Origin of the sequence: Halobacteriovorax sp. RZ-2 (assembly GCF_043196685.1) — a bacterium.
Taxonomy (GTDB): domain Bacteria; phylum Bdellovibrionota; class Bacteriovoracia; order Bacteriovoracales; family Bacteriovoracaceae; genus Halobacteriovorax_A.
Genome location: NZ_JBEBMR010000003.1, coordinates 350,741 through 369,384, shown reverse-complemented (window position 1 = coordinate 369,384; position 18,644 = coordinate 350,741). Strand labels below are relative to the sequence as shown.

General features: G+C 35.9%; 22 protein-coding genes. 18 read left to right on the top strand and 4 right to left on the bottom strand.

The window, feature by feature from the left end; genetic code table 11:
- The first annotated feature begins 40 nt into the window (after positions 1 to 40).
- From ABMA78_RS13325 to ABMA78_RS13285, 9 genes are all read left to right on the top strand, one after another.
- Positions 41 to 973: a hypothetical protein gene (locus tag ABMA78_RS13325; protein WP_392860723.1), complete on the top strand. Its 933-nt coding sequence runs from the start codon at positions 41 to 43 to the stop codon at positions 971 to 973.
- An 11-nt stretch (positions 974 to 984) separates the two neighbouring features.
- On the top strand, positions 985 to 2,325 hold the full coding sequence (locus ABMA78_RS13320) for a cytochrome P450 (RefSeq protein WP_392860722.1): 1,341 nt from the start codon (positions 985 to 987) through the stop codon (positions 2,323 to 2,325).
- Between the two features lie 25 nt (positions 2,326 to 2,350).
- Entirely contained in the window at positions 2,351 to 3,931 is a 1,581-nt protein-coding gene (locus tag ABMA78_RS13315) for an FG-GAP repeat domain-containing protein (RefSeq protein WP_392860721.1), read from the top strand.
- Positions 3,931 to 4,530: a hypothetical protein gene (locus tag ABMA78_RS13310; protein WP_392860720.1), complete on the top strand. Its 600-nt coding sequence runs from the start codon at positions 3,931 to 3,933 to the stop codon at positions 4,528 to 4,530. Before ABMA78_RS13315 ends, ABMA78_RS13310 begins: the two co-directional genes overlap by 1 nt.
- Before the next feature lie 37 nt (positions 4,531 to 4,567).
- Positions 4,568 to 5,161 carry a hypothetical protein gene (locus tag ABMA78_RS13305; protein WP_392860718.1) on the top strand — a complete coding sequence of 198 codons (594 nt, stop codon included), beginning with the start codon at positions 4,568 to 4,570 and terminating at the stop codon, positions 5,159 to 5,161.
- Between the two features lie 86 nt (positions 5,162 to 5,247).
- A complete protein-coding gene (locus ABMA78_RS13300) occupies positions 5,248 to 6,165 on the top strand; it encodes a hypothetical protein (protein WP_392860716.1) in 918 nt (305 codons plus the stop codon).
- A gap of 170 nt (positions 6,166 to 6,335) precedes the next feature.
- Complete coding sequence (locus ABMA78_RS13295; RefSeq protein WP_392860714.1) at positions 6,336 to 6,935, top strand: hypothetical protein; 600 nt, start codon at positions 6,336 to 6,338, stop codon at positions 6,933 to 6,935.
- A gap of 183 nt (positions 6,936 to 7,118) precedes the next feature.
- Entirely contained in the window at positions 7,119 to 7,736 is a 618-nt protein-coding gene (locus ABMA78_RS13290) for a hypothetical protein (RefSeq protein WP_392860713.1), read from the top strand.
- Positions 7,736 to 8,740, top strand: a complete 1,005-nt coding sequence (locus ABMA78_RS13285; RefSeq protein WP_392860712.1) for a tyrosine-type recombinase/integrase — start codon at positions 7,736 to 7,738, stop codon at positions 8,738 to 8,740. The genes ABMA78_RS13290 and ABMA78_RS13285 overlap by 1 nt, the downstream gene beginning before the upstream one ends.
- 23 nt (positions 8,741 to 8,763) lie before the next feature.
- Here ABMA78_RS13285 and ABMA78_RS13280 read toward each other — a convergent pair whose 3' ends face one another.
- Complete coding sequence (locus tag ABMA78_RS13280) at positions 8,764 to 9,426, bottom strand: hypothetical protein (protein ID WP_392860711.1); 663 nt, start codon at positions 9,424 to 9,426, stop codon at positions 8,764 to 8,766.
- 181 nt (positions 9,427 to 9,607) lie between these two features.
- Here ABMA78_RS13280 and ABMA78_RS13275 point away from each other — a divergent pair, with 181 nt between their 5' ends.
- The 5 genes from ABMA78_RS13275 to ABMA78_RS13255 all read left to right on the top strand — a co-directional run bounded on the left by ABMA78_RS13275 (position 9,608) and on the right by ABMA78_RS13255 (position 13,075).
- A complete protein-coding gene (locus ABMA78_RS13275) occupies positions 9,608 to 10,159 on the top strand; it encodes a hypothetical protein (protein ID WP_392860709.1) in 552 nt (183 codons plus the stop codon).
- Between the two features lie 211 nt (positions 10,160 to 10,370).
- Positions 10,371 to 11,147 (top strand): hypothetical protein, encoded by a 777-nt coding sequence (locus ABMA78_RS13270; RefSeq protein WP_392860708.1) that lies wholly within the window; start codon positions 10,371 to 10,373, stop codon positions 11,145 to 11,147.
- Positions 11,137 to 11,697 (top strand): hypothetical protein, encoded by a 561-nt coding sequence (locus ABMA78_RS13265; RefSeq protein WP_392860707.1) that lies wholly within the window; start codon positions 11,137 to 11,139, stop codon positions 11,695 to 11,697. The genes ABMA78_RS13270 and ABMA78_RS13265 overlap by 11 nt, the downstream gene beginning before the upstream one ends.
- A 271-nt stretch (positions 11,698 to 11,968) precedes the next feature.
- Complete coding sequence (locus ABMA78_RS13260; RefSeq protein ID WP_392860706.1) at positions 11,969 to 12,727, top strand: lysozyme inhibitor LprI family protein; 759 nt, start codon at positions 11,969 to 11,971, stop codon at positions 12,725 to 12,727.
- 111 nt (positions 12,728 to 12,838) lie between these two features.
- A complete protein-coding gene (locus ABMA78_RS13255; protein WP_392860704.1) occupies positions 12,839 to 13,075 on the top strand; it encodes a hypothetical protein in 237 nt (78 codons plus the stop codon).
- A gap of 55 nt (positions 13,076 to 13,130) precedes the next feature.
- On the opposite strand, the gene ABMA78_RS13250 is transcribed toward ABMA78_RS13255, so the two are convergent.
- Together ABMA78_RS13250 and ABMA78_RS13245 are read right to left on the bottom strand one after the other, a co-directional pair.
- Entirely contained in the window at positions 13,131 to 13,613 is a 483-nt protein-coding gene (locus ABMA78_RS13250) for a hypothetical protein (protein ID WP_392860702.1), read from the bottom strand.
- A gap of 119 nt (positions 13,614 to 13,732) precedes the next feature.
- Complete coding sequence (locus tag ABMA78_RS13245; protein WP_392860701.1) at positions 13,733 to 14,458, bottom strand: hypothetical protein; 726 nt, start codon at positions 14,456 to 14,458, stop codon at positions 13,733 to 13,735.
- Positions 14,459 to 14,615: 157 nt separating this feature from the next.
- Between ABMA78_RS13245 and ABMA78_RS13240 the strand changes: the two genes are divergently transcribed.
- Both ABMA78_RS13240 and ABMA78_RS13235 read left to right on the top strand, forming a co-directional pair.
- On the top strand, positions 14,616 to 15,050 hold the full coding sequence (locus ABMA78_RS13240) for a thioredoxin family protein (protein ID WP_392860700.1): 435 nt from the start codon (positions 14,616 to 14,618) through the stop codon (positions 15,048 to 15,050).
- Between the two features lie 512 nt (positions 15,051 to 15,562).
- Positions 15,563 to 16,021 (top strand): hypothetical protein, encoded by a 459-nt coding sequence (locus ABMA78_RS13235; protein ID WP_392860699.1) that lies wholly within the window; start codon positions 15,563 to 15,565, stop codon positions 16,019 to 16,021.
- Here ABMA78_RS13235 and ABMA78_RS13230 read toward each other — a convergent pair.
- Complete coding sequence (locus ABMA78_RS13230; RefSeq protein WP_392860698.1) at positions 16,010 to 16,894, bottom strand: LysR family transcriptional regulator; 885 nt, start codon at positions 16,892 to 16,894, stop codon at positions 16,010 to 16,012. The two genes, ABMA78_RS13235 and ABMA78_RS13230, sit on opposite strands and share 12 nt — an antisense overlap.
- Before the next feature lie 109 nt (positions 16,895 to 17,003).
- Here ABMA78_RS13230 and ABMA78_RS13225 point away from each other — a divergent pair, with 109 nt between their 5' ends.
- Complete coding sequence (locus ABMA78_RS13225; protein ID WP_392860697.1) at positions 17,004 to 17,438, top strand: hypothetical protein; 435 nt, start codon at positions 17,004 to 17,006, stop codon at positions 17,436 to 17,438.
- Positions 17,439 to 17,723: 285 nt separating this feature from the next.
- Complete coding sequence (locus tag ABMA78_RS13220; RefSeq protein ID WP_392860695.1) at positions 17,724 to 18,587, top strand: trypsin-like serine peptidase; 864 nt, start codon at positions 17,724 to 17,726, stop codon at positions 18,585 to 18,587.
- The last annotated feature ends 57 nt before the right edge of the window (positions 18,588 to 18,644 follow it).

The following is an 18,644-nucleotide window of genomic DNA, read 5'->3' as shown; positions in this document are numbered from 1 at the left end:
CAGCTGGCCTTTAAGTATACGATTCTGAAAGGGTAATACTATGAAACAGACTATATCTATTATCGCACTTCTTATGCTCCATTGGACAAGTATGGCAGCGATCTCTATCGCAGACCAGGCCATGGATAGTGTTGAGTACCAGGAGATTCGTTTACATGAATATGGCGATCGCGCAGACTTAAGCCTACGTGCGCAGGGAGAGTCTAAAGTTGAAGGAAAACTCTTTGCTGAGACAAAGGCGAAATTTTCAGCAACAAAGAAGGCCAAGGCCAACGCGACTTATAGTATTAAGAGAATTTGTGACAATAATGAGAGAATTGATTTCAGCAATACTGATTGTTATATCGCAGGTGATATGGCCTATTGTTCAGTGGATGCAGATGTAGAATGTATTGGAGTGAATAAGAAGGAACTCATCATTCAAAAAGTTAAGGCAGGTCTAATTGATCCATCTCCGGCATGTGTTGATTATCTTAAGGAAGATTATAATATCGATGATAAAGTCGTCGAATACTGTAATAAGATTACAACTGAAACTCAATTTTCTTGTGTGACTTATGCTACGAGCTATTCTTCTTTTAAAGTTGCAAGCATCGCTGCTTGCTCCGCCTATACATCTAATTCTGAAGAAGAGTCTCAGATTGGATTATCTGTTCTAAGAAATTATGTTGGAAAAGGTGAGCTTGATATGAAATACCCTGCACCTAATCTTTCAATGGTTCTCTTAACGGCCGCAATTAACACTAAAGAAGAGAAAAATTGTGTAGAGAATTATTTAAAAACTGGAACAATTAAATTAGATGAACTTGAAAAAGCATGTATTCAGGACGAGCCTATTGAATTAGATGCTAGAGAATATGAAGTATTCGGCTTCGTTATCTCTCCACGCACAGTTGAATATGGACTTAAAAAACCTGTTAGCGATTCGGCACGTGGAATTTTAGATCGCCTTGGCGATATTCTAGGTCTTTAGAAGAAGGTTATATGAGCACGATACCAAGCTTAAAAACATTACCAATTATCGGCAGTATTGGAGAGTTAAACTTCAAAGATTGTCTTTTTAAACAACTTAATGAAAAAAGTAATGAACTTGGTGATTCATATCGTTTTAAAATTTTTAACAAAGATATTGTGGTTATTGGAAATTATGATCTCTATAAAGATGTTATTGTTAAGAAGAGAAATACATTCTTAAAAGGAAGCACCCTTAACGAGATTAAACATATTAATAAAGGCAGGGCCTCAATACTTGATGCTGATGGTAAACAATGGCAAGACTTAAGAGGGGAGTTAGTCCACTTTTTTACTCCCAAAGTACTTGAGAACCTCTATTCAATTACAAATCGTAGGCTTGAAAAAGATCTTCCTCTATTTGGAGAAAACTCTCTTGTTGATGATGTTGAAGTCTTAATGGGAAAGATCGCACTGGCTATCACAAGTGAATTCTTTATCGAACACGATTTTAAAATTCAAAAAGAAGAAGTCACTAATTCTAAAGCTGACTGTGATAGCTTTTATTACTTTCAAAAATTTCTGATTGCCGAACTAACAAAACGTATGAATTATGGGCCAATGTGGAAGTACCTACCAACATTGAGTAATCTTCGTTTTTCTAAATTTATCAAAGAAGGTAAACAATTTGTTCGTCAAAAAGTTGAAAAAGGGACATCTAGCTATACCCTAATTACTCACTTAAAGAATCAAGGCCTTGATACAGAAGCAATTATTGGACAAATTTATGGACTGGTTGGAGCATCATTTGAGTCAACAGCAGTTTCTCTTACGTGGGCCCTTTACTTTCTTGCACAAAACGAAGAACTTCAAAATGAATTATATAAAGAATTGAGTACATTAGATCTGAGCAATTCAGACTCTATCATTAAAAATCAGCTACTAGAAAACTATGTGGCAGAGACATTGCGTTTAAGGCCGGCCTTCCCTATCTTATTTAGAGAGGCCGCAGAAGATGAAGAGTTAATCGATGGAGATATAAGCTTTAAGGTAAAAAAAGGAACAATTGTCTTTTCTCTACTTGGTAAAATCCTTAATAATCAAGAGATTTGGGGAGAGGATCATAACCAATTTAATCCTCACCGATTTAATAATTTATCTAGTGAACAAAGAAAGGCCTATATACCGTATTCGACTGGAACGCGCACTTGTCTTGGACGCGAGATGGCCAGTATTGAAGTAAAGCTCATTCTTGCTCATATTTTAAGAAGTTATCGTATAAAAGCGGCCTGTGATCTAAGCAAAGTGAAGCCAAAGCAGAAATTTGTATTTAGTAGTGACCGCGAAATTTCTTTAGAATTTATCCGTCGATAATTTTATTTTATGTTAAGATTAAGGAGTGAAATACTTCCTAATTACCTTACTATTTCTCAATTCATTTGCGGCCCAGAATCTGAGTCGAAAAGAAATTGATATCAATAAAGATGGCAAAGTCGATCGTATTGATATTCGTCGTGGAAAAGAACTTATTGAAATCCAAGAAGACCGAAATGGTGACGGTAAATTTGAATTTATTACTAAGTTCAAACTAAAAGGTATCTACAAGCAAACTCTTCAAGATATCAATGGTGATGGAAAAATCGATCGAAAGGTTAGCTATCGAAAGCTAAATGATTCACAATTTCAGGCAACAATCGAGGTTGATAAGGACTTCGATGGAGTCTTCGAAATCAAATATAAAAACACACAAAGCCTTATTCAAAAACAAGAATGTCACTTCCCCCAAGCAAAGTCTGTTATAGGTGAACTATCTTCTCTTGTTAATAAAGTGAGCGCAAGCTTTGATGACGGTTTCCTCCCAACTGATTTTGGGTATCGAATTGAAAATGCTTGTCTTTCAAAATGGGGACAGGACTTTCCAAATTTTTTAAGGAGCTCAATTGATGACGGCATTGCTTGTTTAAAGAAATTAGGTAAGGACCTAAAGAAGCCTGTCGGTTCAACTCGTATTGCTTATGAACTTGAAGAGCTACTAAAGAATAATGAAGTCACGATTATGTGCACCGATAAGTCAGATGATCCAGCTTACTGGGAAGGCACCCTTGCCTATGCTTCAGTTTCAGAAGAAACGCAAGCGACCTTCGGTGGCAAAGTAAAGCATCCTTATATGGCCATTAACCCAAGTCAGCCATCTTCTTTAGAATTCACTCCAGAAGGAGACGCTGAAAGAAAGGAGCTTAGAAAAACACTCTTTCATGAACAGCTCCATAACCTAGGTTACTCTCATGGAGAAGGATTCGAGTTTTCGTATGCTTGTGAAGACTGTTGCTTGTCTTATAAGGGAGACGAGGAGAATGCACGAGTGGATGCCGCTTGTCGTGTTTGTCAGGGTGATTATGTTAATGAAAACGATATTCGCTATGTAAGAGACTTTTTGGATTATTCAAAACAGGCCTATTTAACAAGAAATGGAATAAGAGCAACAATCAATTATATTAAAGAAAATCCAGGAAGCTTAGAGGCCCAGGCCCTATTAGCAAGTTCGCAAGGTGAGTACTTTAATCCTATAGGTCTACACTTATCGACTCTCATTATTTCTGATTGGGACAAGAAAATGTATGGCAATGAAATGGCAAATGATCTTATTGATAAAATTGAAGCGGATAGCTCTGCTGATTACGTGGCCTACCCTTCTGGCCGTGTTGTTGCATCGATTTTTCATGAAGCGTATATCAAACAAGATCCTCAACAAACGCTTAATCTCTTAAAAGATAATATTGAGTCGATCAAAAAAAATCTAAGTAAAAGAATGAATGACACTGATTTGTACAATGATTATTATGCATCTAATGTAAAAGATTCTTTAAGTATCATTATCGATGATCTATACTTAAATGATCACCTAGGACTTGGGACTAAGCATACTCTTGAGCTCCAAAAAATTCGTGACTCTCTAAAAAATGAAGAAGATTATTACTAATGTCACAAAATAAAATACTAATCTCGTTGTCAGCTGTATTCATTATTATCATTGCTGTGGCCATTGGCTTTGGTAAATATAAAGAATACGTAGACTCTCAGCTACTTGATCTCAATATTTTTAAAGATTCTGATGAAAATCAAATTGCAGACTATGCACAAAGGCCATTGGAAGAGCTATTAAAGGAAGCTTCAGCTATGGATATCAGTGCAGAATCTAAATTACTTTTAAAGTCTTCACTTAAAAAAGTAATCGCTTCAATTGAGGACTTATACACAAAGGATAATGAGCAAACAAATACTGATTCTGTTAAGGCCTTGCGATGCTTTTACCGTGAGCTTATGTATATGCAAAAAGAATATCAATTAGATATGTACTCACTTATGCCTTTAAAGAAGCAATGGGATGAGATTCAATACCCAAATGGAGCGTCAAAGACATTTCTTCAAAAGAAGATTGGAAGGATCGGTGTTAAGGCAAAAATTAATAATCAATTCTGTTTTAATCATGGATTTGCTTCTAAGCTCAGAGCTGAACCAGAGTCTAAGAACTTTAAAGGCCTATTTAATGGGTTAAATATTCTTAAAAGAGTTCTTTAACCGTTGTCTAAATTCTTTCGTGCCCGATGAGTTTCTTATGATTAAGTATCTCACTCTCCTTATATTTATGACTTCTTTTATCTTGGTTTCGGCCTTCTCATGCTCGAGTAATGAGAAAGAAAAGGCGGAGGAAACGGCCAATGAAATAAAAAGAAACCCCAGCTCCGAAGAGCTCTCTGATTATGAAAGACTTGATCAAAACTGGCGTGATAGGGGAATTGAGGCCCGCGATAATCTTGGGATGATTGAGAATCGCTTTGGGCAACAAGATATGTGTATCAAGGATTTTGAAAGAGCATTTTACTACTTTGCAATTCCAGAGCATGCTTATGTGTTAAAAGCAAAGCAGGCCACAGGTATGGTCTATACCTTCAATATTTTACATGGAAGCGAGCTTCGCGATGATCCAACATTTCTAAAGATGACGATGGTAAATTTCTACTACGATACCAAGGGTGCTTTAATAAAAGTCGATGTGCCCATCTTGGCCCGTGGTTGGAGAATGCAAATGTCTTCTAAAACTCCCAATGGTTTTATGATTGATAATTCGAAATGTTATTACTTTATCAATATAAATGATCCTTTTGAGTCTGGTGTTCTTTCGGTTAAAAAAGAAGGTAAGGATATATAGATTCTTTAGGCTTCTAATAATATACGCAGTTATAAATTAAGAATTCTTAAATACTGACAATGTCCTCAATTGGCTAGGCTTTTTGAATGAAAGCTCAACTCTTAATATTTCTTGTTAGTTTTAGTACCTTTGCTCTGGAAGTCGATAGCTTCACTCATCGCCAACAGGCCTATGAGAAGGCCGATGCCTTAGACAAAGTTAACGCCTATGTTAATGATAGAATCAGGGACGCTGTGGCCGAGGCCAATCATGCAGATAGGATTTTTAATCAAACATGTAGCTCCTATACCATGCGACGTAAGGTTAAGAAAAAACTAGTGGCAAGCTTTAAGGGATTCTTTGTTAGTGCACCCATTCAACGCTATATCGACAAGGGAAGAATTGGAAAAGAGTACTTGGTAAAAACCAAAAAAAGTGAATCGATCTTTCGCTACATTCCTCTTATCTATAAGCCAATTTTAAACTTAACGCCTTACTCTCCGTTACTTAAGGTCAATGATGCTCTTATTGGAAGTGATAAATTTAGTCATCTGTTTAATGTTGGTTATCTCTACTTTCGAAAACTCGAGCATGGCCTATCTATTAAAGAGATTATTCACTATGGAAAGAATGCGGAAAATATCATTTGGGGTGGCTTCTTTAATGGAATTATTTCTAACGGTGATCTGGTCGCAAATTTCCAAGGTATGCGCTTTTATCAAGTTCTCTTTGGCAAGGGAGTCGATCCTTTGACTCAAGAAGATCTAGAAGGCACGGCCGTTATTAAATGTATCGATGGAAAATTTGAGGCAACTCGTGAAATTGATATGGCCGACTTTGTTGATGATGGTATGGATGAAGGAGTAAATTGCAATACTTATACTTCAAAATTTATGCGCAAGAATATCAAGAAGGCCATGGATCAAATTCCGATGTCGTGTCCTGTTGTAAGTGATCAATGTCTTGCTGTAGGCGAAAAGTATGCGGCCTTTAGTAAGTACCTTGTTTACGATGAGTGTCGCTAAATATTGGCAGAATTTTTTTAGATAACGAATTTCTAGAATTAAGAGAAGCTTTGGCCATCTCATCTAACTATCCTAATTTTAGAATGAAGTCGCTACTTTGCAAATTTTAACAAAACACAATTTTGAATAAAGTCTTTCTCATTTAATAATTGTTTATGTAGGGAGAATTTATGAATAAAGCACAAAGACCGACCAATGTTCTTATGTCGGGTATTGGTGGAGTATTTGGTTTTGTCTGTGCAAAGTATCTTGGCCTCACGCCAATGATTCCGTTCTTGCTAATGATTCTTTCATTTGTCTTGATTGTCTTCATACATAATAGGCTTGAGCCAAATGAAGCCGAAAGATCTGATAAAAATCAAATCACAAAATGGCGCTTAATATGTGCTTCAATATTAACTGGCCATTCACTTTGGGCGGCTATCGCATTTATCATTTTATTTTTTCAAGGGATGAAGCCTAGTTTTGAGTTCTTTGTCTCTGTCGTCATGATAGCAGTTTATATGAGTTTATGTGTATGTCTTGTTAAGTTTAGAAGGCCACGCATAACGACCGCCATGACAATATTAGCAGCATTAGTTTTTATGGCCTTAAACCTGACAAGTCTCAATGAGCTCCGTTATCAAGCATTCGCACCGTTAATTTATCTCCACAGCTTTGTGCGAGTCGTTTTAATCATCTCAGGAATCAGGCTTATGTGGTTATTAGATGTTGATGAGCGCATGAATCAGCACCAGAAAAGTTCAGATGATAAATTTAATGTCGCTTAAAAATATTTACCGTGACAAATTTTGATCTCGAAAACATGACATGTTTTTATGTTTAAGGTAACATGTTTTGTATCTGGGCATAATTGGAGTTATGCCTACATATAAAAAAATAAAATTCGACGTGGGGAAAAATTGATATATGACCCATGTGAATGATAAAATTAAAATAAGCAAGGAGCGCTTATGAAACAGCTTAGATCCCTGTCAGGAAGGACATCTCAAGCATCGACACCTTTAATCGATAATACAAAACCGACATATGATGAATACGATATGATTGTTCTCTCAAGTGGGGCCAATCAAAGTGAGTACGCGCACAAGCATACAAATGACGACGTTATTCACAAGACACTGATGATTAAGTCAAAGTATATCTCTTGGGCCTATGATCTTGTGGCCTCAAAAGTTACGAGAAAGAAGCCTGGTCTTGGAACAATCTTAAAAGCATTAGTTGAGCAATATGATAAGGAGCTAACTCGTAAGAAGAGGCTACTGACAAAACTTAGAAACCTCTTTGATCTTATTATTGATGATACAGAGCTCTTGATCTCTAATAAGAAACATGGCCGTATCTCACAGGCCCAGCACTACCAAGATCGTGTGCTTAAAGGGCGCCATATCTTTAAGAGACTTCACTTTGAATTTATGTTTGATGAGGATGATCTTCTAGAGGCCTTTACAAAGAAAGAATTGGCCCAAATTAACACTTGGGTTATCTCGCCTAAGGAGAACCTTCTAGAAGCACTCGAGTCATGGTCTAAGAGCTATAAGCATACAGTGGATAAAGGATCATTTCAGTAATGGTTGGGGTAAGCTATTCAAGATCAAGGGCCATAAGGCCAGCTAGGTCTAATGCTAAAATTAATGATATCTTTGAAGACTTTCTAACCAAGTCTAATTCGGCCCACACTAGAGATGCCTATAGACGTGATCTTAAGAAGTTTCTAACGTTTCTAAAAGGATTTGAGAGCTTCTCAAGCCTATCTGATGTTTCCCAGAGGCATATCTCGGCCTACCGAGACCATCTTCTAAAAAACGAAGAATTAAAAGATGCCACCGTGGCAAGACATCTGTCGTCCATAAAGCGCTTCTTTGATTTCTTAGTTGAAAAAGAGCTTTGCTACAAAAATCCTGCAACTGGAGTCTTTCGCCCAAAGGTCGTCATGGAAGTTAAAACCAATGATCTTAGTGCATCTGAAGTTATGGACCTCTTTGAAAGTGTGAATCAAAACAACCGCGATGGTAGCTATAATCTAAGTGGTGTTCTTCACTATACGATTTTAAGAGTGATGTTCTATACCTTACTTAGGAAGTCGGAATTAATTGCACTTAAAGTAGGGGACTTTGCTAGTGATAATATTGGCAACTATCTTCATGTACGAAGTAAGGGTGGCAAGAAGCAGAAGGTTTATATCTCTGATGAAACCTTCGGTGATATCAAGCACTATATGGAAGTCTTTAGAGTTCGCCGTGAATTTCTTGAAAATGAGCCTTTGTTTACCTCTGGCCGTAAGTCTCAGGAACTTAAACCTCTTAATCGAAATACTATTGATCAAATCTTTCAAAAATATGCCAAGCTTGCAGGAATCAAGCATAGGATTTCGCCCCACTCATCACGTGCGACAGGCATTGGTAATCTCTATGAGAACGGAGCAAGCCTTGAGGATCAGGCAACGTATGCGAGGCACTCAGACCCGCGTATGACTTTTTTGTATAATAAGCGTCGAAAAGAAAAGATTAATGAAATTGCAAATATTGTGAATTATCTCGATGATAAACAAGAAGACGAAGAAGCCTCGAACTAAAGTCGAGGCCTTTAATTTATTAATTATTTTTCGTAACCGCGTGCTTCAATTTCTGCTCTTACGATCTTTTTAAAATCATATGCATCAATTACTCCGCCGTAAACAACTGTGAAGTATCTTGGATTTGATTGTAACTCTCTAAATGTTACAGGATCTCTTTTTCCGTTTAGAGCTGCTTGAAGAAATGTTTTATAACCTCTTGACTCAAGGTACGCAATACCTTCCTCAGTTAAAACTGTATTTCTCTTATACCCTTCACAAAGTGACCTGCTTTCATTTAGGTCCCTTAATACATCAAGGAATTCTTCATTCGAAATTTTAAAACGTCTTGCAACTGAGCGTTTAAATTTTTTAAAATCTTTTTTATGGTCTTCACTATTTTCATTCATTGTTGATACAAATCTCTTATAGAACTTATAAGTTCCTTTGTAATGAATCGACTTGTAAAGAACAATTGGTGATACCAATACTGCAGCAAGTGGCGATACAATAATTGAGTATGCATCTCCACTTGCCAATAGAAATTCGAACATATCTTTATACTCACTGCCCATAACTGCTAAGACATTCTTAGAAGCTTTTTCATTGTGTTGAATTGTGATGTTTTCATAAATTCCTACACAATTTGCTGAAACAGATGCTGAAAGTGTTGATACTAGTGCAAGTGCTAATAATAATTTTCTCATGTTTTTCTCCTCGTTTTTATAATCATGTTTTGTTTTGTTTGTTTTTGCGTGAGGACAAAGTAATCGATAGTTGGATTTTACTCATTTACATGAGGTGACGTTTTGAAAAAGTGTGTAAGCTTTACACTTTTTTAAGAATTTTTAAGTACTTAGATGTTTATAAGATCCCGATAAATCCTTCATGTCATACCTAGATCTATGTAGTGAATACAAGAAATCACGTGAGCTCTTCTTCAAGACTCACGACGATGCCTCTCATTTTGCAACAATCCTATTTAAAGGTTTTAAAAATCATTTAGGAATTGCTGAGAATGAGTATGACTTAATCAAGCTTGTCCCAACGATTCAGTTTAGTGAAGAAGACGAAGGAGAATATTTTTCACCTATTGATGAGGACGTTTCCTATACACCTCACGGGGCCGTAAAGCTTGCTGAAAATGGTTATTGGATTTTTTCTATCCTACTTAGACTTCACATGGATGGTAATAAAAGCATACAACCTGCAGAGAATATTAAGTTCGACTTTAGCTATAAGAAAGTACAGGAGACGATTTACTTTAAGTATGTGCAAGATAAGCCTGATATGCAGATCAAGTCCCAAGAGTTAGAAAGCTTCTTAGCGGAGAGTGTGTATCCAGAAATGGAGAAAACAGTGGTGGACTTCTATCGTAGCCAAGTAAAGTTTTTTCAACATGACAGAAGTCTAGAACGAAAGATTGGGCTTATCCCATGAGTGAAACTTAGAAAATTGGCAGCTTTTTCCGCTTTAGTCGCTATCAAAGACAACTCTCCTGTAACACAAAATTTAAGGCCAATAAATATTCCAATTACTTAGCTTCGTAACTTTAAAAGAAGCTAAAGCCGTCTTATTATCATTATGAATTGATACTCTAGAACTCTAAACGAGGTTAAGATTAAGTTATTGTTTTATTAAGGGGGAGTTCTTGAAATATACAAGATTATTTGTATTTGTTGCGATTATTATCTTAGGACTTAGCTCATGCTCAAATCCATCTCGTAGGCCACTTGAAGTTTTAGATCACGAAAGACTTATTAATGTAACTGCTTATCGATCTTTTTCTATTGATTATTTTAGAATGTTGGCCAATGTGAAAAATCAGTATTCGCAAATCCCTGTTTCAAAATACCCCGAGCTTAAAAATAACCCGGCCTATTTATATTATAGTACTTTGGATGCCGATAAATTATATGCAAAGTATAAGCAAAATCTCAAGTCAAAAACGAAAAGGGATGAGACTTATAGTTTCGCTTATAAGCTAAGTGATTACCCTGCTTGGAAGAATTATGATCATAAACGAAACTTCTATAATAACGTGAATACGAATGAGATTGTTAACAGCTTCAAGAAAGTTGATCAAAAGGCAAACAAGAAAAAAATTGCATATGCAAAAAAAATCCAAGAACTAGAGCTTTCTTTTAGTGTTGCTGATGAAATGCTAAAAAGAATGACTGATAAGATTCCTGAATACGAAACAAAAACATTTCTAAAGATTAACTTCTCTAGCATGATGAAGGTTTCGAGAGAAATTTCGTTACCGTATTACTTTCTTGTCATCAAAAATATCAAAGATGAAGACATAGAGAAAATTATCAAAATCTATGAAGGTCCAGAGTTTAAACTCTACAAGAAGGTTTTAATTGATACGATCATAACTGACCTGGATGAATATAAGAAAAAGGGACAAAGAAATGAAGTCTAAGCTGCTACTTTTTATCATATTATTTTCATCACTATCTTGTGCAACAAAGAAGCTGAGCGCTGAAAATGAGGCCCGCTATAAACGCGATAAGAGTCGCTATGCAAAGATTTTGGTCATCCCACGCTATTATAATGGCAATGCTGATGGGAAACGTAGTACGAAGCCTCTTGGTGTTTCGCTAGGACTTAATCCGGTCGAGCTTAAGGACTTTGAAATCTGTAGCTTAAAAAGTTGTAAGAATAGAAAGGAAAGTCGCAGGCTTAAGATCACAATAGAGGTCTATCAAGAGGCCGGTCCTGCTTCATTCTTATCTGCTATGACTTTAACAGTTATACCGGCCAAGGAAACCATATGGCTTAGGGCCACTACAATCGTTGAAGATGCTAAGGGCAATGAAATTGATCGCTTTAGTGTTGCCGACGGACTCGAAACTTATTTTCAGCTGTTCTTCGCTTTCGCTATGCCGTTTCAAATCAACCCGTCTGGTGAGGTTGTGAACAATCTAGTCGAGCGCAGTCTAAAGGTTGCGTATGATAAGAAGCTTATTTAGTTAAAGGGGGCGCCCCTAAAGTAAAAACTTACCGATTAAGACCTGTCCGAAGATTTGGTTATTAATACTAAGTTGAATGACTCTATTATTAATAAGGCGACATTCATCACATGCGTAAAGAGCTTGCTGAGTAAGCAGGGATATAAAAATAGGTAATATTAATTGTCTCATAAATCTTGTGTAATTGTGTTGTTCTAATTCTCTATAGTTAGATCGAAAATGTAAATGAAAAAGCATCTAGCTGTACGAGTAGTTATGTTAAAATATAGGAATGAAAAAAGTATTATTTATTTGTTTCGTTTTCTTTTTCAATGACAACGCTTTTGCAACAGCATCTGGGCCAGACTTCCTTGAGGTTGAAATCAAAGGCAAGAAACAGGTCGTGAAGAATCTTGGGTGCTATAAAAAGATCTGTAAGGTTTTATATAAAGATAAAGAGTACACTTTTCCCATATCAAAGACACGAGAGGCCACAGGGCCAATGGCCCCTACATTTGACTGTCAAAAAGCGACGTATAAGGCCGAAACTCTAATTTGTGAAAAAAGCGAACTTGCTAATCTTGATCGTCATATGGCCATCGTCTACAAGGATTCAATCCGAGTCGTGAAAGGTCTTGATATTGACTCTAAGTCCGAACTAAGGAGACTTAAGGCCATGCAAAGGGGCTGGGTCAAAGGACGTAATGATTGTTGGAAAGCAAGGGATCTCTATTCTTGTATTGAGCATAATTACAAATATAGAATCTCTTATCTTCAAACCAAATGGGAGCTTCTAAAACCTCATGAAGCCTATGGCCTTATTTGTGAGAAAAACCTCGCTGAAGTCGTCATAAATAGCTATAAAACGAGCTACAATAATTCGATTAAGGCCGAATATGGTGACAAGTCTTTTGTTCTAATTGAGAGTAAAACCAAGAATGAATATATTGGCGATGGAAAGGCCATCACTGTTGATTCAAGAAATGGTTTGATTTCAAAATCGAGCTTCGTTCAATGCAAGGATTGGACAAGGGTTAAAGTCACAAAATAATAAAATCGTACGCTTATCAAGTGATTCTCTAACATTCCTTAATATAGCGTTATTGCTTACAATTGAGGTCGTTTAGACCGATATGGTGCTTACAAATATTAAGGGAGAGTTATGAAAATTATGAAATTAATGACAATTGGCGTTTTAGTATTAACTGCTATTTCTTGCTCATCAATTCAACGTGTAAGTTCTAACACTTATAAGTGTGAGGCAAATGCTATTTTTGGATCATGTGAAGAGAAAATGAAACAAAGCTGTCCAGATGGTTATAAAGTTGAATCGCAGGATACATCATATGGTTTTGGTGGACACAAGGATACAATCTATTACAGTTGTCTTAAGTCATAAAAAATGGCCACAAAAGTGGCCATTCTTTTTATATTTAAAAACTGTTTAAAGTTTACTAAAGTTTCTTTGCTGTACAAGTAAAGCTAGCTTTCTTATTGTTTTTGTAAGTTAGTTTAACAGTATCAACGTCCATCTCAACCGTAACTTTTTCGATTAAGCTCTTTCCAAGTCCTAACATATTCCCACACTCAGTTTCTTTGTATTCAAGTTTGTTGTTTTTGAAAGTTGTTTTATATCTATATGAGCAACCACCAAATACACCACGCTCTTTTACTTTTTTCTCTCCATCATTGATAAAATTGAAAGTCGTGCTATTAAGTTCTTCTTCGTTTTCATCAAATGATGTTAGATAAACGCTCTTTAAGTATGGGTTGTATGTCCATTCATCAGCTTCGCTAGGTCCGCTAAATTCAAAAGATGCAATGTTGCAATTTGATCCAGAAACAACTTCGTACTTACCAATTAGATCGTTTAGTCCTTCGTTTGCAAAAGTTGATACAGATGCAACTAATAGAATGCTTGTAAAAATAGTTTTCATAATTCTCCTTAAGTATATTTGTTTTTTTGGGATAATTAGCAACAAGCATTCTCATTGGCACTTGTAATAATTTAAATGGATAATTTTTACAAGCTCAAGTAAATATTAAATATTTTGAATTAAATAACCGGCTTAAATCTTACTTCATCAAGAACTTTGTTTAACTCTCCAGTAATGAAATCTTGATTTAGTGTACTTTCAAAAAGGATGTAATCCTTAGGTTTAAATTCAACTTTATTGTTAATCTTAACTTCTTTCGTCTCGACAGCGCCGCCTTCGTATGACATCTTCTTCACTTTAAAAGCGAAATCGAGTGAAAGAATATTATCAATACAAGACATTCCTAGATTCATGGTCTGAATACTTGTCCAGTCTTTGATGTCAGGCGGAGTGATTTTTGCTTGAATCATTCCGGCCTTATTTTTAAGGGGCTTAAATTTGAATTTAAGAAAATTTTCAAAGATTTCAATGAAGCTCAAAATATTCTTATTTGGAAGGATATCAAGTTGAAGATGCCCACACTCAAATGGTGTATCAATATCTCCACAGATAACATAAAGGGAAGTGGCCTTCTCAGTAATAAGGCAGTTTTCAGCTAGTTTAAAGTTAAAACTTGTCTGCTCTCCGCTTGCTTCAACTGTTTCAATAACTTTAAATGCCGCTTCGTCCTTGGCCTTAAACTTCTTTATATTCACTTCACACAGGTGGATGCCTATTTTTAATAGATTGGCTTCACCATGGGCCTTAATCGTAAGCTCTCCATTAATCTGGTCGCCCTGGGGCCAGCTCTCGCCAGCAAGCTCTAAATTCAACTCTAATGGTTTTAAGAAGAAAGTCCCTCTCATAATATATGCCTTTTCTTTATGTAGGTTAAAAATACTATTCTACTGTATATAGAAGGTAGACGCCACCTGAATACAAATTGTTATATCCAATTATGTTTGTTGTAAATTTTAATGTGAATGGTTATAGTAAGATTGATTTTATCAGGGTGGTGCTTTTATGAATATAAAAAGAATAAATAATGAAAACTTTGAATCTGTCGTATCTAGTGAAAGAGGCGTTTTCGTTATCAAGTTTTATTCTGATACCTGTGGCCCATGTAAATCAATGGCACCTGTCTTTGAAGCCTTAAATGAAAAAAATCCAGAAGTGAATGTTTATGAAGTAAATACCATGGAGAGTCCTGAGATTGCGGATCACTTTGGTGTTCGTGGAGTTCCATACACGGCCATTTGTGAAAACCGAGAAGTTCTTTATGACTTCACAGGACTTACACCCCTAGGGGAAATTCAATACGTGATAAACAATATCAACGATTCACACTTTCGTTTAACAGGTGAGTTTAAAGTACCGGAGACAAAGAAGAACTACTTCTTTGAAGCAATCGTAATTAGTTTACTAGCAGTCTTTGCTTTAGCTATCTTTTTTGCGTAATTTATAAGGAGCGAAGGTAAATCTTATTTTACGTATTTACGGTGGGTTAATGTTTTTCTCAAATTAATTGATAAAATTAAGCTGAAATATCTCTCTTGATTGTGTTAAAATTCATAAGGTGAGGCAGTGCTACGAACACTGCCCCCAAAGACTAGTTAATCCATTCAAGAATCAGAACGACAAGTTCTAAAACGAGAATGATTAATCTAATCACCCTTATGAAGTCCTCCATAACTTCTCCTTTAACCTAAAGGGCCTCCTTCATTAGAGGCTGAGAAACACGGTGGACTTCATTTATCTAATTGAATCAAGACGAAAATCGAAATTAAATGTTGTTGTAACTGAAGACTAATTCATTTATGGAATTATGCTCTTAGAAGGAATAGAGGCATTTTCTTTATGCACGGTCAATGAAAAGTCGCATGGAATCAATAATTAAAATAAGATGATTAGGGGAATATAAACTTTTCATTAAGTTTACTAAGCAACGAGAAGTTTGCTACTTATTGCTTATGAAATCTATCATTTTCACCTTTTTCTCCATTCTTTTGGCCACGCATTCGTTTGCTGCAAATGATTGTACTGATCTAAGTGACGACTGTGCGTATTACAGCTGTATAGAAAAAGAGCGAGTATGTGGAAAGCGTGGTTATCCCTTGGCCTTTGGGCAAAAATATTGCAATAAATTCGATTCTAGGGTTGAGAAGTTTTCTGAAGATGGTAGGAAGTGGATTCAGGATGTTAAGGCCTGCCTAATCTCGGGCATGAATGACATTTCTTCTGAGTCTAGTTGTCGAGAGTTTAAGAAAACTGCCATCTCTCACCACGTTCCTTGTTATCTGAGTGCAGGCTACTGTGAGCTTAGCAAAGAAGATAAGAAGCAGGTTATAAAAATTGTCAGAGCATCGGCCTGGAGACTTGATATCATTCTTGCTGGCTACCAAGTTATTTCAAGCTGTTTAAATGATTGATAATTGCTCTTTTAAGCACTTAATCCACGCCTGTGCATTTCGTGAAAGAAAGTGATTCTTCTTTGTGACAAGCTTAAGAGGGAAGTGAAATGTCCCCTTTGGATATAATCTTTTAAGCTCTTTTGCCTTGATTTCTTTTTCAACCATAATTGACGGAAGGATTGAAACCCCAAGGCCTTGTAAGACCATTTCCTTGTGTGACGTTAAGCTGTTTGATGAGATTGTAATCTTAACGTTTTTATAGTCCTTATTCATCTTAGAAATTGTCGGGTATTTCTTCGTTGTCACATCATCTACTTCACGTGAGCCAATGAATGATCGTATAACGTCCAAATTCTTATGTTCAGAGGCCTTAATAACTAAATCATAGGGGATTGATGCAATTTCCTCCAATTCAAGTTTGTGGGCGTATTTGGCCATCTCTGGCGTATGAAAAAAGAGTCCAAATTCAAACTCTCCGTCTTCAATCTTATTAAATAAATCAGATGAGAAACTTGTAAAACACGCTGGTTGTACCTGCGGATATTCACTAAGGAATTCTTTTAAGATTCCTGGGACAAAATGTGCTGAGATCGGCTCACTAGCACAAAATTTTAAAGGGCCTGAACATTCAAATTTTCCGTCACTTGCGATATTTTCGATATCTTCAACTGTTTTAAAAATAAGGTCACATTTGGCATAGATCTCTTGGCCAATATCAGTAAGGGTCGTCTTTCTCTTTTCACGGTTTAAGAGTTTCACACCAAGCTGATCTTCTAATAGGGCCACTGTTTTACTAATCGATGGTTGCTGGACGTAGAGCTTCTTAGACGCCTTTGTGAAGCCTCCATACTTAGCGACATAGTAGAAATGTTTCAAATGACCTAATTCCATAAGACTTCCTATTATTCATATTAAGAATGATAATTATGTTTATTATATATTATATCTATTGAGTGGTTTCAACTATAAATACTTCAACTTGTAACTAATAGGAGAGTTTATGAAGGTTTTGGCCGCTTTATTTATTGTAAATTTAATAACTTTTACGAATGCATATGCATCAGGCTGTTTTGGTTATAATGAGTATATAGTTTCAATTAGACCAGCGTATCTCACAACGGCCAAAGTCTATCGTGAAAGCCTGCTGATCAAGAGCGTCTACACTAATGTTTCAAATATCGTATTTTGGGCACAAGTTAATGATGAAAAGGTCTTCTTTCAGTCGAAATTTATGGAGCCTTCGTTAGCGCAAAAAGCTTATGATTTCATCACTAACAGATTAAATGAATCACTGGAGTTGATTGCACAATTTAATGAAGTAGAATTTGAAATCTATGATGACTGTGATGATTACCGCGAATATGTCACACGAAACCAATACGTAATGAATATAGATTTCAATGGATATACTGCCATTGAGTTTAAGAATTTGTAGGGGAGACAGGCCGTTAAATATATAGACATAGCTAAAAACATTACAAATATGGCCTTTGGTCAGACTACGAGAAATATCGTTCGATTGATGTGTGTAAGTAGAAAGAAATTAAATTTTAAACGATATATTTAAGGCAGAGATTTTTCTCTGCTTTTTTTATCACTAATAAAGCGCTCTTGGTAAGGAGAGTGGTCGTATATTAATTAAACAACACCAGTAAAAGCTTCAATAGATATCATTGTAATCAAGTAATACGCTATTATTTAACAAAATTGAGGAAGTTATATGTCTAAGTTGTTAAAAATTCTACCATTACTTACGCTTGCTATTTTAAGTACTGGCTGTGGAAAAGATAGCGTCAATACTAATTTAAATCAAATTATTGAAGGTAATAGTGTTATAGGTAAGGATGATAGAAGAGTAAGTGCAAATAATCTCCCCCGCAGTTTAAGCAATAGAGTTGGCCAGTTAGTTTCAACAATTCCCTTAAGGAATTCTATTAGTACTTCTACATGTACAGGTTCTCTCATTGCAGATGATTATGTTATTACGGCCGCTCATTGTATTATGAGTCTGAAAATATACATTAAGACTGATACTATTTTTTATCCAGGGCAGCTAACGAGTGAAAGTACGCCCGAAGGTGGCTTCATTGTTACTCAAGCCTATATTCTAAAGGAATATTTCGAAGAAGATTTAGAAACAGTAAATCCTAATACTGATATTGCGATCTTAAAAATCAAAAAGAACTCTCGGGGCGAATCTGCTGGTAGGCTACTTGGTGAATTTCAGATGACAGCTGATGGACCCACAAAAAAGACTGATGAAATTCTGACAATTGGTTATCCTGGTGATCTAATAATAGGAACTCAGTACTTTCAAAAAGATTGTAAGGTTAATAATCGTTTCTTTAATAGAAGTAGTATTAAGTTTGAGTGTGATACTTATTTAGGTCAATCTGGAGGGCCACTTCTTAGATATAACCAAAATTCTCATGATTATGAAGTATTTGGTATCGTTAGCTCAGAGTTGCCTTCGATTAATCTTGGTGCAAAGATCACAAACTCTAGACTCGAAGACTTTCAAACAATCATAAATGGTGGAGTTCCTGATAAAAAATGGATGAAGTTCACTATCAAAGGAAAGTAATTATTATAGGTCGTATTTATCTACTTCAATAAAAATAGTATCACTCTCTAAATGTTT

Excerpts from the sequence above, each read along its gene's own strand:
- ABMA78_RS13235 (WP_392860699.1), top strand. The coding sequence starts at position 15,563 with ATGAAATCTATCATTTTCACCTTTTTCTCCATTCTTTTGGCCACGCAT.
- ABMA78_RS13310 (WP_392860720.1), top strand. The coding sequence starts at position 3,931 with ATGTCACAAAATAAAATACTAATCTCGTTGTCAGCTGTATTCATTATT.
- ABMA78_RS13265 (WP_392860707.1), top strand. The coding sequence starts at position 11,137 with ATGAAGTCTAAGCTGCTACTTTTTATCATATTATTTTCATCACTATCT.
- ABMA78_RS13230 (WP_392860698.1), bottom strand. The coding sequence starts at position 16,894 with ATGGAATTAGGTCATTTGAAACATTTCTACTATGTCGCTAAGTATGGA.
- ABMA78_RS13260 (WP_392860706.1), top strand. The coding sequence starts at position 11,969 with ATGAAAAAAGTATTATTTATTTGTTTCGTTTTCTTTTTCAATGACAAC.
- ABMA78_RS13305 (WP_392860718.1), top strand. The coding sequence starts at position 4,568 with ATGATTAAGTATCTCACTCTCCTTATATTTATGACTTCTTTTATCTTG.
- ABMA78_RS13245 (WP_392860701.1), bottom strand. The coding sequence starts at position 14,458 with ATGAGAGGGACTTTCTTCTTAAAACCATTAGAGTTGAATTTAGAGCTT.
- ABMA78_RS13275 (WP_392860709.1), top strand. The coding sequence starts at position 9,608 with ATGTCATACCTAGATCTATGTAGTGAATACAAGAAATCACGTGAGCTC.
- ABMA78_RS13255 (WP_392860704.1), top strand. The coding sequence starts at position 12,839 with ATGAAAATTATGAAATTAATGACAATTGGCGTTTTAGTATTAACTGCT.
- ABMA78_RS13290 (WP_392860713.1), top strand. The coding sequence starts at position 7,119 with ATGAAACAGCTTAGATCCCTGTCAGGAAGGACATCTCAAGCATCGACA.
- ABMA78_RS13300 (WP_392860716.1), top strand. The coding sequence starts at position 5,248 with ATGAAAGCTCAACTCTTAATATTTCTTGTTAGTTTTAGTACCTTTGCT.
- ABMA78_RS13325 (WP_392860723.1), top strand. The coding sequence starts at position 41 with ATGAAACAGACTATATCTATTATCGCACTTCTTATGCTCCATTGGACA.
- ABMA78_RS13285 (WP_392860712.1), top strand. The coding sequence starts at position 7,736 with ATGGTTGGGGTAAGCTATTCAAGATCAAGGGCCATAAGGCCAGCTAGG.
- ABMA78_RS13220 (WP_392860695.1), top strand. The coding sequence starts at position 17,724 with ATGTCTAAGTTGTTAAAAATTCTACCATTACTTACGCTTGCTATTTTA.
- ABMA78_RS13250 (WP_392860702.1), bottom strand. The coding sequence starts at position 13,613 with ATGAAAACTATTTTTACAAGCATTCTATTAGTTGCATCTGTATCAACT.
- ABMA78_RS13240 (WP_392860700.1), top strand. The coding sequence starts at position 14,616 with ATGAATATAAAAAGAATAAATAATGAAAACTTTGAATCTGTCGTATCT.
- ABMA78_RS13225 (WP_392860697.1), top strand. The coding sequence starts at position 17,004 with ATGAAGGTTTTGGCCGCTTTATTTATTGTAAATTTAATAACTTTTACG.
- ABMA78_RS13295 (WP_392860714.1), top strand. The coding sequence starts at position 6,336 with ATGAATAAAGCACAAAGACCGACCAATGTTCTTATGTCGGGTATTGGT.
- ABMA78_RS13280 (WP_392860711.1), bottom strand. The coding sequence starts at position 9,426 with ATGAGAAAATTATTATTAGCACTTGCACTAGTATCAACACTTTCAGCA.
- ABMA78_RS13320 (WP_392860722.1), top strand. The coding sequence starts at position 985 with ATGAGCACGATACCAAGCTTAAAAACATTACCAATTATCGGCAGTATT.